At 54.9% G+C, this 13,136-nt stretch carries 12 protein-coding genes; 7 read left to right on the plus strand and 5 right to left on the minus strand.

Annotated elements, in window-relative coordinates:
• The first annotated feature begins 134 nt into the window (after positions 1-134).
• From RTK32_RS10550 to RTK32_RS10560, 3 genes are all read left to right on the plus strand, one after another.
• A complete protein-coding gene (locus tag RTK32_RS10550; protein ID WP_312043706.1) occupies positions 135-1,328 on the plus strand; it encodes an amino acid aminotransferase in 1,194 nt (397 codons plus the stop codon).
• A gap of 114 nt (positions 1,329-1,442) precedes the next feature.
• Complete coding sequence (locus RTK32_RS10555) at positions 1,443-1,859, plus strand: secondary thiamine-phosphate synthase enzyme YjbQ (protein WP_312043725.1); 417 nt, start codon at positions 1,443-1,445, stop codon at positions 1,857-1,859.
• 1 nt (position 1,860) lies between these two features.
• On the plus strand, positions 1,861-2,190 hold the full coding sequence (locus RTK32_RS10560) for an MmcQ/YjbR family DNA-binding protein (protein WP_312043708.1): 330 nt from the start codon (positions 1,861-1,863) through the stop codon (positions 2,188-2,190).
• A gap of 60 nt (positions 2,191-2,250) precedes the next feature.
• Here RTK32_RS10560 and RTK32_RS10565 read toward each other — a convergent pair whose 3' ends face one another.
• Both RTK32_RS10565 and uvrA read right to left on the minus strand, forming a co-directional pair.
• Complete coding sequence (locus RTK32_RS10565; protein ID WP_312043710.1) at positions 2,251-3,303, minus strand: NAD(P)-dependent alcohol dehydrogenase; 1,053 nt, start codon at positions 3,301-3,303, stop codon at positions 2,251-2,253.
• A gap of 245 nt (positions 3,304-3,548) precedes the next feature.
• Entirely contained in the window at positions 3,549-6,380 is a 2,832-nt protein-coding gene (uvrA, locus tag RTK32_RS10570; RefSeq protein ID WP_312043712.1) for an excinuclease ABC subunit UvrA, read from the minus strand.
• 310 nt (positions 6,381-6,690) lie between these two features.
• Here uvrA and RTK32_RS10575 point away from each other — a divergent pair, with 310 nt between their 5' ends.
• A complete protein-coding gene (locus RTK32_RS10575; protein WP_312043714.1) occupies positions 6,691-7,236 on the plus strand; it encodes a single-stranded DNA-binding protein in 546 nt (181 codons plus the stop codon).
• Positions 7,237-7,807: 571 nt separating this feature from the next.
• Positions 7,808-8,758, plus strand: coding sequence for an alpha/beta hydrolase (locus tag RTK32_RS10580; protein WP_312043716.1), 951 nt, complete (start codon positions 7,808-7,810; stop codon positions 8,756-8,758).
• A gap of 487 nt (positions 8,759-9,245) precedes the next feature.
• Here RTK32_RS10580 and RTK32_RS10585 read toward each other — a convergent pair whose 3' ends face one another.
• Complete coding sequence (locus RTK32_RS10585; protein ID WP_312043718.1) at positions 9,246-10,004, minus strand: SDR family NAD(P)-dependent oxidoreductase; 759 nt, start codon at positions 10,002-10,004, stop codon at positions 9,246-9,248.
• Positions 10,005-10,407: 403 nt separating this feature from the next.
• On the opposite strand from RTK32_RS10585, the gene cspA reads away from it, so the two are divergent.
• On the plus strand, positions 10,408-10,620 hold the full coding sequence (cspA, locus tag RTK32_RS10590; RefSeq protein ID WP_125290184.1) for an RNA chaperone/antiterminator CspA: 213 nt from the start codon (positions 10,408-10,410) through the stop codon (positions 10,618-10,620).
• A 507-nt stretch (positions 10,621-11,127) separates the two neighbouring features.
• Here cspA and RTK32_RS10595 read toward each other — a convergent pair.
• Entirely contained in the window at positions 11,128-11,661 is a 534-nt protein-coding gene (locus RTK32_RS10595) for a hypothetical protein (protein WP_312043720.1), read from the minus strand.
• A gap of 225 nt (positions 11,662-11,886) precedes the next feature.
• Positions 11,887-12,654 (minus strand): class I SAM-dependent methyltransferase, encoded by a 768-nt coding sequence (locus RTK32_RS10600; RefSeq protein ID WP_312043722.1) that lies wholly within the window; start codon positions 12,652-12,654, stop codon positions 11,887-11,889.
• Between the two features lie 98 nt (positions 12,655-12,752).
• On the opposite strand from RTK32_RS10600, the gene RTK32_RS10605 reads away from it, so the two are divergent.
• On the plus strand, positions 12,753-13,136 hold a 384-nt coding region (locus RTK32_RS10605; protein WP_312043723.1), incomplete at its 3' end, for a helix-turn-helix transcriptional regulator.

Raw genomic sequence — 13,136 nt, forward strand, 5'->3', positions numbered from 1 at the left:
AATCCTTACCCTGATTAATGCCATAAAACCTCGGCCGGGCCGCTATATTGTCTGAACCGGGAAGCGGCATACGCCACAAAGCCTGCCCATGGGCGCTGCGATAACCGACCAATTAATTAATGGAGATTTGCACCGTGTTTCAAAACGTTGATGCCTATGCTGGCGACCCGATCCTTTCCCTGATGGAAACCTACAAACAAGATACTCGACCCCACAAGGTCAATTTGAGCATTGGACTCTATTACGATGGGCAGGGCGTTATCCCACAGCTGAAGGCGGTGGCCGCAGCGGAAGCGCGTCTGAACGCACAGGCGCACGATGCTTCTCTCTATCTGCCTATGGAAGGGCTACCGGCCTACCGCAGTGCGATTGCGCCGCTGCTGTTTGGTCAGGACCATCCGATGCTGCAGGCTGGACGTATCGCCACTATTCAGACCGTTGGCGGATCCGGTGCGCTGAAAGTCGGAGCTGATTTCCTTAAGGCTTATTTTCCGGGCTCTCAGGTTTGGGTCAGCAATCCGACCTGGGAAAACCATATTGCCATTTTCTCCGGCGCCGGTTTTCAGGTAAACACTTATCCGTGGTACGACGATGCTACCAACGGCGTGAAGTTCGAAGAGCTGATCGCCACGTTGAAAACGCTGCCGCCGCAGAGCATCGTGCTGTTGCATCCTTGCTGCCATAATCCTACCGGCGCCGACCTGACTAACCAGCAGTGGGATAACGTGACGGCGGTCCTGAAAGAGCGCGATTTGATCCCCTTCCTGGATATTGCGTATCAGGGCTTTGGCACCGGTATGGAAGAAGATGCCTATGCGATCCGCGCCATTGCCGCTGCAGGTTTACCGGCGCTGGTCAGCAACTCCTTTTCGAAAATCTTCTCGCTGTATGGCGAGCGCGTCGGCGGCCTTTCCGTGGTCTGTGAAGACGCGGAAGAAGCTACCCGCGTACTGGGCCAGCTGAAGGCCACCGTGCGCCGTAACTATTCCAGCCCGCCAAACTTCGGTGCTCAGGTAGTGGCCTGCGTGCTGAACGATGCGGAGCTGAAAGCGCAGTGGCTGGCGGAAGTCGAGGCAATGCGTGTACGTATCTCCACCATGCGTCAGGCGCTGGTGGACGTACTGTCAACGGCGGTGCCGGGTAAAAACTTCGATTACCTGCTGAAGCAGCGCGGCATGTTCAGCTACACCGGGCTGAGCGCGGCACAGGTCGATCGGCTGCGTGATGAGTTTGGCATCTATCTGATCGCCAGCGGCCGCATGTGTGTGGCAGGTCTGAACAGCGGGAACGTACATCAGGTTGCTGAAGCCTTCGCCGCGGTCATGTAAGCCTTTCTGGCCGGACGCCCGTCCGGCCTTTCTCACTCTTTTTACCGTTCCGGGTTTACCTTTTCCCATCCTGCTGCACACTTAACGGAACATATTCAGTTAAGGAGCATAATGATGTGGTATCAGCAGACAATTACCCTGGATCCCAAATCCCGTGGTTTTCATTTGATAACGGACGAGATTGTTCAGGAGCTGCGGCGGCTTGGCGATGTCCAGGTCGGCCTGCTGCATCTGCTGCTGCAGCATACCTCCGCCTCGCTGACGCTCAATGAAAACTGCGATCCCACTGTCAGACGTGATATGGAAAACCATTTTCTGCGTCAGGTGCCGGAAAAAGCGAATTATGAACATGATTACGAGGGGGCGGACGATATGCCTGCGCACATTAAATCTTCCTCGCTGGGCGTGTCGCTGACGCTGCCGGTAAGCCGTGGAAAGCTGCTGTTGGGCACGTGGCAAGGCATCTGGCTGGGCGAGCATCGTCATCACGGCGGCAGCCGCCGCATTATCGCCACGCTACAGGGGGAATAGCATGAACGTATCGGATTTACTTTCTTACTGCATGGACAAGCCGGGTGCGGAACAGGTTGTGCATACCGACTGGAAAGCGACCCAGATAAAAGTGGATGATGTGCTGTTTGCAATGGTGCATGAAGTGGATGGTCATCCGGCTGTAGCGCTGAAAACGACGCCCGCGCTGGCGGATTTGCTGCGGGAAAAACACAGCGATGTGGTGCCGACCGCGCATCTGAATAAGACGCACTGGAGTACCGTGCTGTTGGATGGATCGCTGAAGGATTCTCAGATTTATTATCTGATCGACGCCTCGCTTCAGCAGGCGCTCGCTACCCGAACGGCGTAGCTGAAGAGAACGACTCAGGCACCCTGAAACCGTACTGGCCTCAGGATGCCTGAAGGATGATTAGCCGCGCAGCGTGGCAATATCAATAACAAAGCGGTACTTCACGTCGCTTTTCAGCATACGTTCATAGGCTTCGTTAATCTCATCCATCTTGATCATCTCAATGTCTGAGATAATGTTGTGCTTGCCGCAGAAATCCAACATTTCCTGCGTTTCTTTAATGCCGCCAATCAGTGAACCGGCGATACTGCGACGTTTGAAAATCAGGTTAAATACCTGCGGTGATGGATGGTCGTGTTCCGGCGCACCAACCAGCGTCATGGTGCCATCACGACGCAACAGGGTGATAAACGGGTTCAGATCGTGCGGCGCCGCCACGGTATTAAGAATAAAATCGAAGCTGTTGGCGTGCTGCGCCATCTGCTCAGGATCTTTAGAAATCACCACTTCATCCGCACCCAGGCGTTTGCCGTCTTCTACTTTAGAAGGCGAGGTGGTGAACAACACAACGTGTGCGCCCATCGCGTGCGCAATTTTCACGCCCATGTGGCCTAAACCCCCCAGGCCGACAATCCCGACTTTTTTACCCGGGCCTGCGCCCCAGTGGCTCAGCGGTGAATAAGTAGTGATCCCGGCGCAGAGCAGCGGTGCGGCGCCTGCAGGATCCAGATTCTCCGGTACACGCAGTACGAAGTCTTCATTCACGACGATCTGCGTCGAGTAGCCACCGTAGGTAATATCGCCCGTTTCGCGATCTTCACCGTTATAGGTGCCGGTAAAGCCATTTTCGCAATACTGCTCCAGGTCTTCTTTACAGCTGTCGCAGGTGCGGCAGGAGTCGACCAGACAGCCGACGCCAACCAAATCGCCCACTTTATATTTGTGCGTATGGCCGCCCACGGCGGTGACGCGACCCACAATTTCATGTCCCGGTACGACGGGAAAAATGGTGTTTTTCCACTCGTTGCGGGCCTGGTGTAAATCAGAATGGCAGACGCCGCAGTAAAGAATTTCAATCTGTACGTCGTGCTCACGCAGTTCGCGCGGCTGGAATTCAAAAGGCGCAAGCTTCGCATCAGCGCTTTTAGCGGCATAAGCATGGGTAATATTCATGGACTCTCCTGATAATGGAATGGCGTGTGCCTGACGGCCCATTAAGAATAGTGGCCCGTTCCGCAGAGGGGTATGCCGGAATCTGTTTAAATCTTGCCTGATCCTGCAAGTTTTAGCGGAAAATGACGGAAAATTGCGATAAATAAGAAAATTTTGTTGCAGAGGAAACACAAAAATACAACGCCTTGCCGGGAACGGAAAGGAGAAAGGCGCGAGCCGTTAACGACTCGCGCCTTCAGATCAGACTACTTTTTTGTCAGTAGCGGCTTAAGGAAGCGTGCGGTATGCGACTCTTTGCACTCCGCCACCGTTTCTGGCGTGCCGGAAACCAGAATTTCACCGCCGCCGCTGCCGCCTTCCGGGCCCAGATCGACAATCCAGTCGGCCGTTTTAATCACATCGAGGTTGTGCTCAATCACCACGATAGTATTGCCCTGATCGCGCAGCTGATGCAGCACGGTCAGCAGCTGCTGGATATCGGCAAAGTGCAGACCTGTGGTCGGCTCATCCAGAATATAGAGGGTCTGACCAGTGCCGCGTTTCGACAGCTCGCGGGCCAGCTTGACGCGCTGCGCCTCGCCGCCGGAAAGCGTGGTAGCCGACTGGCCTAAACGAATATAGGAAAGCCCCACATCCATCAGCGTTTGCAGCTTGCGCGCCAGCGCAGGCACCGCGTCAAAGAACTCACGCGCCTCTTCAATAGTCATCTCCAGCACCTGGTGGATGCTTTTGCCCTTGTACTTAATTTCCAGCGTCTCGCGGTTATAGCGCTTGCCTTTACACTGGTCGCACGGCACGTAGATATCCGGCAGGAAGTGCATTTCTACCTTAATGACACCGTCGCCCTGGCAGGCTTCACAGCGTCCGCCACGGACGTTAAAGCTGAAGCGGCCCGGCGTATAGCCGCGCGTGCGTGATTCCGGTACGCCCGCAAACAGCTCGCGTACCGGCGTAAAGATGCCGGTATAGGTAGCCGGGTTAGAGCGCGGAGTACGACCGATAGGGCTTTGGTCAATATCAATAACCTTATCGAAATGCTCCATACCGGTGATGTCACGATAAGGGGCCGGTTCGGCGATGGTTGCGCCGTTCAGTTGCCGCTGGGCGATAGGGAAAAGCGTATCATTAATCAGCGTTGACTTGCCGGAGCCGGACACCCCGGTAATGCAGCTGAACAGACCAACCGGTAGCGTCAGCGTCACATCCTTCAGGTTGTTGCCTTTTGCGCCGCTCAGCTTCAGCACCTTGCTGGCATCGGCCTTGACGCGCTCTTCCGGCACCTGAATACCGCGCTCGCCGCTCAGGTACTGTCCGGTAAGGGATTCCTTAACCGCCATAATATCGTCGACGGTGCCTTCCGCCACAACCTGACCGCCGTGCACGCCCGCGCCTGGCCCGATATCGATCACGTGATCGGCAGCACGGATCGCATCTTCGTCATGTTCCACCACAATCACGGTGTTACCCAGATCGCGCAGATGCACCAGCGTTTCCAGCAGGCGCTCGTTGTCGCGCTGGTGCAGACCGATAGACGGTTCGTCCAGCACATACATCACGCCAACCAGCCCGGCCCCGATCTGGCTCGCCAGGCGGATACGCTGCGCTTCGCCGCCCGACAGCGTTTCGGCAGATCGGGACATTGACAGGTAATTCAGACCGACGTTAACCAGAAACTTCAGGCGATCGCCAATCTCTTTCAGCACTTTTTCAGCGATTTTAGCGCGCTGGCCGCTCAGCTGCATGTTCTGGAAGAACGCCATTGCATGGCCGATGCTCATATCCGAAATAGTCGGCAGCGTGGTGTTCTCAACGTAAACGTGGCGCGCTTCACGACGCAGGCGCGTCCCTTCACAGGTTGCACAGGCACGGTTACTGATAAATTTCGCCAAATCCTCGCGCACCGCAGAGGATTCCGTCTCTTTGTAACGGCGTTCCATGTTATGCAGCACGCCTTCAAACGGATGACGACGCACGGACGTGTCGCCGCGATCGTTAATATATTTGAATTCAATGCTCTCTTTGCCGGAGCCGTACAGAATGATCTTACGCGCTTTGTCGTGCAGCGAGTCAAACGGCGCTTCGACGTCGAAATCCAGGTGCTCAGCCAGCGAGCGCAGCATCTGGAAGTAGTAAAAATTACGGCGATCCCAACCACGGATAGCGCCGCCAGCCAGCGACAGCTCCGGGTTCTGCACCACCCGATCCGGATCAAAATATTGCTGCACGCCAAGACCATCACAGGTCGGGCAGGCACCGGCCGGATTATTAAATGAGAACAGGCGGGGTTCCAGTTCCGTCATGCTGTAGCCGCAGATCGGGCAGGCGAAATTGGCGGAGAAGATCAGCTCTTCCGCCTGTTCATCGTCCATATCGGCAATCACGGCGGTGCCGCCGGAAAGCTCCAGCGCCGTCTCGAAAGACTCCGCCAGACGCTGTTTCAGATCTTCCCGCACCTTAAAGCGATCCACCACCACTTCGATGGTATGTTTCTTTTGCAGCTCCAGCTTCGGCGGATCGGAAAGGTCGCAGACTTCGCCATCGATGCGCGCACGGATATAACCCTGCGAGGCCAGGTTTTCCAGCGTCTTAGTGTGCTCGCCCTTACGCTCTTTAACGATAGGCGCAAGCAGCATCAGGCGGCGGCCTTCCGGCTCCGACAGCACGTTGTCCACCATCTGACTAACCGTTTGTGCCGCCAGCGTAACGTCGTGATCCGGGCAGCGCGGTTCGCCTACGCGGGCAAACAGCAGGCGCAGGTAGTCATGGATTTCCGTGATGGTACCGACGGTAGAACGCGGGTTGTGCGAAGTTGATTTTTGTTCAATCGAAATGGCGGGCGACAGCCCTTCTATATGATCGACATCCGGCTTTTCCATCAGCGAGAGAAACTGACGCGCATAGGCAGAAAGGGATTCCACGTAGCGGCGCTGCCCCTCGGCATACAGCGTATCAAACGCCAGCGAGGACTTACCCGAACCCGACAGGCCGGTGACAACGATCAGTTTGTCGCGCGGGATGATCAGGTTGATATTCTTCAGATTATGGGTGCGGGCACCCCGTACTTCTATCTTATCCATTCACAATTCCCGGATTAACACGGACATCACCATGCCTGTCCGGCACGGCCAGAATTAAGCCTGTTAGTATGGCACAAAAAAAGCTGAATGGATATACAGTACTTTGCTGTATAATACGTCACGGGATCCTGGCGTCGCCAGATAACAGCGGGTCATTTTGCGATCCATCCCGAGCCCCCCGCCGAAAGGATGTGCCTGAAAGAAAGCCTTTGCGATCCGGCTCTGAAACCCGGATCCGAAGGTATAATCTGTGGGTAGGGCGTGTTAGAATTTCATCCTTAAGCTAAGAACATTTATCGGAGAGACGAACATGGCCAGCAGAGGCGTAAATAAAGTAATCCTGGTGGGTAATCTGGGTCAGGATCCGGAAGTCCGCTACATGCCGAATGGCGGCGCCGTTGCCAACATTACTCTGGCCACGTCTGAAAGCTGGCGTGACAAGCAGACCGGCGAAACCAAAGAGAAAACGGAATGGCACCGCGTGGTGCTGTTCGGTAAGCTGGCGGAAGTGGCCGGTGAATATCTGCGCAAAGGATCTCAGGTCTATATCGAAGGGGCGTTGCAGACCCGTAAATGGACTGACCAGGCAGGCGTAGAGAAGTACACCACTGAGGTTGTCGTTAACGTTGGCGGCACCATGCAGATGCTGGGCGGCCGTCAGAGCGGCGGCGCAGGCGGTGGTCAGAGCCAGGGCGGCGGTCAGGGCAACAACAACGGTTGGGGCCAGCCTCAGCAGCCGGCAGGCGGCAACCAGTTCAGCGGTGGCCAGCAGCAGTCTCGTCCGCAACCGCAGCAGAACAGCGCGCCAGCAGGCAACGAGCCGCCAATGGATTTTGACGACGATATCCCGTTCTGATTATTGCCACCGGGCCACGGCCCCTGCAGGCTAAAACACCAAGACCCCGTTTATACGGGGTTTTTTTATGGTCGCAGCGGTACCATCTGGCAGGCTTCTGGTGCTTCTGGTGCTTCTGGTGCTTCTGGTGCTTCTGGTGCTTCTGGCTGTGCTAATTCTTCAGGCTCTTTGATTCTTTTTGCACTTCTTGTTCTTTTGGTTCTTTTGGTTCCTCGAACCCTTGTGGCCTTTTTGACCTTTTTGACCTTTTTGACCTTTGGCTCTTCTGGCTCTTTTAGTTCTTCACATTCTTTACCGCGGGCTTATCGGCCAGAAAGTAGGCTCTGAACTATCGTGCCCGGTTGCTGTAGCGATTCGAGCCATTAATCGCCTGCCTCAGCCGCCGCCGATGAAACGCAGCTAAACGGCAAAGCATGGTCTTGCCAGCAACCACAAACTGACTGTGATTTTAACTGTTTTCAGGAAAGCCCAGCGGCGCTAAAAGCGCGCTAAGCTTTATGCCAACGCGCAGGCGGCCCCGAAATAAAAAGGTCGCCTCTGCTATAGCGAATGGCTTAAACAGGAATATGACATGGCGATAATTCAGAACACCGTAACCGAAAGGGGTGCTTCTCCGTTTATTGCGGACTGCACCCTCAAAGATGTCATCCTGCCAAACGGTATCACGCTGCGCGTTGCCGTTATGGGGCAGGGGAAGCCTTTAGTGCTTCTGCATGGGCATCCGCAAAACCATCTTGTCTGGCGGAAAATCGCGCCGGAGCTGAGCCAACAGTTTACGGTGATCATGCCGGACCTGCGCGGCTACGGCGACAGTGACAAACCGGAAAGTGACAGCGAGCACCGTCGCTATAGCAAAAAAGTCATGGCGGAAGACGTGGTGCAGCTGATGGCAGCGCTGGGCTATCAGCGATTCGCCTTTGTCGGCCACGACCGGGGTGGTCGCGTCGGTCACCGGCTGGCGTTGGATTACCCTGAACAGGTTGAGCGCTGCGTGTTTATCGATATTGCGCCGACCGCGACTATGTACGCGCTGACGGATAAAACGTTCGCCACGCGTTATTTCTGGTGGTTCTTTTTGATCCAGCCTGCGCCGCTGCCGGAAAAAATGATCGGTAACGATCCGGCTTTTTTTCTGCAAAAGCATATTGAAGGGCAGCTAAAAACGCCTGACGCCATGGAGCCGGAAATTTTTGCCGACTATCTTCGTTGCTATCAACAACCGGCGATGATCCATGCTGCCTGTGAAGACTACCGTGCTTCGGCAACGGTCGATCTGGCCGATGATGCGGCAGACAGCGATAAGCGAATCAGCTGTCCTTTGCTGCTGCTGTGGGGTGAAAAAGGCACGGTCGGCCAGCTTTATGACGTTATCGCCACGTGGCGAGAGAAGGCGCATATCGTCAGCGGGCAGGCTTTACCCTGCGGCCATTCGCCGCAGGAGGAGAAGCCCACAGAGATGCTGGCGGCGCTATTGCCTTTCCTGACCGATAACAGTGGTGACCAGACGACAAGATCGTCCTGATAAAGACAGGCGATCGGTTTTCGGAGCGGGTGGCCTTGCTACATAAGACCTTTTTCGGTCTTACGTAGCGGCAGCCAGGCTGCCCGGATACCCTCGTCGACCATAAACCGGGTGCCTGTACAGCCGCATACTTCGCCAGAGGCGACAAAGAACGACGTCAGCTTAGCCGGATACCTGCGTCGACCATAAACTGGGCGCCTGTACAGCCACGAACCTCATCAGAGGCGATAAAGAACGACGTCAGCTTAGCCGGATACTCGCGTCGACCATAAACCGGGCGCTGGTACAGCTGCGTACTTCGCCAGAGGCGACAAAGCACGACGTCAGCTTAGCCGGATACCCGCGTCGACCATAAACCGGGCGCTAATAGCCACGAACCTCGCCAGAGGCGACAAAGAACGACGTCAGCTTAGCCGGATACGCGCGTCGACCATAAACCGGGCGCTGGTACAGCCGCGTACTTCGCCAGAGGCGACAAAGCACGGCATCAGCTTAGCCGGATACCCGCGTCGATCATAAACTGGGCGCCGGTACAGCCACGTGCATCATCGGAGGCCACAAACAGCGCCATTGCCGCCACGTCGCGGCCCTGCAGAACAATCTTTAGCGGCTGCGCGGCCTGAATCTCCGCCTGCGCTTCCGGCGTACGCCAGAGCGCCTGCTGTCTGGGCGTAGCCACCGCGCCGGGTACGAGGCAGTTGACCCGAATCCCGTACTGGCCCAGCTCGCGCGCCAGCGTTTGAGTCAGCCCGATAATGGCGGCTTTGGCCGTGGTATAACCGACCATGCCGGGGCGCCCTTTCATAAACGAAGTTGAGCTGGTTAAAATAATATTGCCCGCTCCCTGCTGCCGCATCATTTCCGCTGCCGCCTGGCTGGCGAAAAATTGGTGATCCAGATTCACCGCCAGCCGATCGCGCCAGTACGCCGGTTCCACGGCAAAGAGATCGTGACGATCGTCATTGGCGGCATTGTTAATCAGCACGTCCAGCGCGCCTTCCTGACGGGCTATAGCATTAATAGTCGCCCGACATGCCTCACTATCGCGTAAGTCACAGTAGTGATACGTCGCCCCAAGCTGCTTCGCCAGCCCCTCGCCGCCACGATCGATATCCAGAAAATGCACCCGACTCTGCTGCTGAGCGAAAGCCGCGACCAGATCCGCTCCTATCCCACTGGCACCGCCCGTGATCGCCACCGTTTTATGCTGCAGGCTGGCATAGCGAGTGTAAGTTTCATTTAACATTAACCGTCCCTTTGAAGGATAATTTGAGTTAAGCCTGTGAAAGAAGACGAAAAGAAGGGCACCTTCTTCTCGTAGCCATCCAGCCGTTCAGGTGCCTCAGACCAGCGTAATAGCGTAAAATGTTAGCGTATTCAGGCCACTTTGTTCTTAAACGGTGAGCCAGAAAACCCCGAATAAATAAAATATTAAAAATAAACGTTGCTTAACTGAGTCAGGCATGACTTAATAGCGTCATCGGTTTGGAATACAGACCTTATGAAAGCAGTTTTAGTAAAGCAGTCCTCAGCGCAAGCGTTATCCAACGATATCCTTCCTCCTGATCTTCTTCTAAGTGCCCAATAAGTTATGCTCTGGAAACAGGCCTTCACGCCAAAGTAATTGGCTAAAAATTAAGGAAATATCGATGTCTGGTAAAATGACTGGTTTAGTAAAATGGTTTAACGCTGATAAAGGTTTCGGCTTTATTTCTCCACAGGACGGCAGCAAAGACGTTTTTGTACATTTCTCTGCAATCCAGGGTAATGACTACAAAACGCTGGACGAAGGCCAGAAGGTTGAATTCACCATCGAAAATGGTGCTAAAGGCCCTTCAGCTGCAAACGTCGTAGCACTGTAATATTATTGTCGCACTTACGATAGCGATGAAGGCAACAGCCTGAGCAGCTAAGTGGAAAAATAATCACAGTGACAAAAACCCGCCCTTGTGCGGGTTTTTTTACGTCTGAAGAAAACCGCCTGAAGCGGTCTGCAGTAATCGAACATGCCGGTAAGACAGCCGGAGATCGCTCAGACCTCCCGGCCTTGCGTGCTGCTCAGCTGAAGTTTGCCAAACCAGCTCTTGGAAGCGGGGCTTTAGCCCGCCCAAGGGCCCATAGCCACTTGTTGCTTCTCTCTGCCAGCCGGGCGACACCGGACACATTCCCCACGGATTTTTTCCGACGTAAAGTACGAGTGTGCCTCCTGAAAAGTATCGTCGGTAGACATTACTTTCGCGAGACAGGCCAGCATCAACACGCCGCCCGGCAAAAGCGTAATAAAGAGGCTTCCAGAATCTGCGTATTAGCCTTTCCTGTAAAATAGCCGACGGGCGAAAAAAATGCCTTTCGGCCGAAAATAATAGCGTTTAGTCAGTCCAGCCTAATTTTTCTACAATCGCCCGACGATAAGGGGTGTCGATTTGCGCCGGAACCCGGCAGATATAGTCTTTAGCGTGTTCTCGTTTCTCGCCGGTCAGGCTATCAAGATAGGTCAACGCCGTTTGTAAAGCGGGGATGCGGTTCTCAATGCGATCGCAGCTCGGCGGCAGGGCCGTCCAGATTAGCGCATCGATATCTCGCGCCTGCGCCCACTTAGCCAGGGCGCCCTCCGGTCTGTCGGTCACAATAAGCGAGCCAATACCATCATTACGTGCTGCCGGAATCGCCTCGCGCGCTTTCAACAGTTCACATCCTGTCGCCAAATTACCAACCGTTAGCCATGCCCAAAGCACGGGCACGGGTTCGGCATTAAGACAGATAGCTGTCGAAAGCTCGCCGCCGTCGGCGATACGGGAAAATTCAATCGGGACGAGCGGCCCATCCTGATGCCATTCGCCCTCAACCGGCAGTACGCCGGGCTTCCAGATAAGCGATCCCCAACCCAAACAGGCAATTTTCATTATGTTTATCCTCAAACTATTCACCCGATAACTATGGCCTGATTACCTGAGGGTCGCCAGGGCTGGCGGGGCAAAGATGAAAATCGTGTCTGAATCAGCCCGGGGGCCCGTTACAGCAAAAGAAAAGTCAGTTAGCCTGCGGTATCCGAAATAATGCGCTTTATTCCGACAGTGCAAATAAATATGCGTGCCATGCGCCGCTATCTCGCAAAACACGCCCTTGCATTATCCCGTTACAGCTGCCTGAAACATCAGGGTATCAGTGCTAAACGATCCGTCGGGCTGCACGGCGTAATGGTGCTTCACGCTGGCGGACGCTTTTTCCTGCAGCAGACGGATCGCCTGCGTCATTATCTCTGGCGTGCGCATTCTTTCGATCCACGGAGCGAATGCCAGATCCAGACGATCCATCACCAAACGATTAACCGTCATACCGCTTTCGTTAACCATCTTCAGCCATTCACCCTGCGAATAATTGCGCACGTGGGAAGGATCCCGCAGCATTTCCACTGTTTGCAGCCAGACATCCAACGGTGGCTGGCCGGGGGAAGTGATATCCATCAGAATGAATTTGCCGCCCGGCTTTAATACGCGCTTTATCTCGCGCAGAGCCAGACCCACATCGTGCCAGTGATGCGCGGAATAGCGGCTGACAACCACCTCAAAGCTTGCTTCAGCGAAGGGCAGCGCTTCTGCCGGGCCCTTTACGGTAGTCAGATTGCTCAGCCCGCGTGCCTGGGCCGCTTCGCGCACAACCTGCAGCATCTTCTCTGATAAATCGTAGGCGGTGACCTGTGCAACATGAGTCGCCGCAACAAAACTGGTATGCCCTGCACCGCAACCAATATCGAGCAAGGTAGATTGCGTTTCATTACTCAGCCATTCGCTCAGTCTTTGCAGATCGAAACCCTGGGCATGAACATCGCTGTCCAGGTAAGCTTTCGCGCGGTCACCAAACTGGCTTTCAACCAGATCCTCGTGGCTATTTTGCATAGTGAAACACCTCTATCCGGGGAGTGTTCGCGAACTATACAAGCTGCTTTAAACGGGTACAATATGTGCAATTATACTGGTATCAGGAGTTACCCTGCATGAGTGAGACGCTGCTTTCCGGCCCGAAAGCGCTGGGTAATTTTCTGCGTAGCCAGCGTGAAAATACCTCGCCAGAAAAACTGGGCCTGCCGATCGTGGCCCGTAGAAGAACCAAAGGGCTGCGACGCGAGGAAGTGGCGCTATTGAGCGGCATCAGCGCTACCTGGTATACCTGGATAGAGCAGGGCAGAGACATTGTGGTGTCGACGCAGACGCTGGCGAATATCGCCGATACACTGCAGATGAAACCGGTAGAGCGCGATTATTTGTTTCGGCTGGCCCAGCAAAGCGATCCGCAGCAAGCACCGGTGCCAGCGATTGAAAACACGGTACTGGCGGCGGTGCATCAGGTCAGCCATCCCTGTTATCTGCTTGATTTAACC

It is taken from the genome of Erwinia sp. (genome assembly GCF_031978025.1).
In the GTDB taxonomy this organism is placed as follows: domain Bacteria; phylum Pseudomonadota; class Gammaproteobacteria; order Enterobacterales; family Enterobacteriaceae; genus Erwinia.